Below are 226 nucleotides of genomic sequence, written 5' to 3' on the forward strand. Positions count from 1 at the left end.
CTCTTCATCCGTCAAATCGGTGCGTGAATCAATGACTGCTTCCTTAGCTTTAAGGGCATCATCAATAGCTTGCTTGGCTGCTGGCTTACTTTGCGCAGTTGGGTTTACTGAGTTGACCTCAGTTGTTCCAGCAGTTTTAGATTGCGATACTGCTTCATCTGTTGTTGCATTATCAATGTTCTTCTTAGCCTCATCGGACTTAGCTTTGGCATCGGCTTTCGCAACA

1 protein-coding gene is annotated in these 226 nt (G+C 45.1%); it reads right to left on the reverse strand.

Going from position 1 to position 226, the window contains the following annotated elements; translation table 11 throughout:
• Positions 1-226, reverse strand: a 226-nt coding sequence (locus HMPREF2885_RS06010; protein ID WP_148131144.1) for a DUF1542 domain-containing protein, incomplete at both ends; no start/stop codon positions are given.

The organism is Streptococcus sp. HMSC062H02, from assembly GCF_001813005.1.
GTDB classification, from domain to species: Bacteria; Bacillota; Bacilli; order Lactobacillales; family Streptococcaceae; genus Streptococcus; species Streptococcus oralis_S.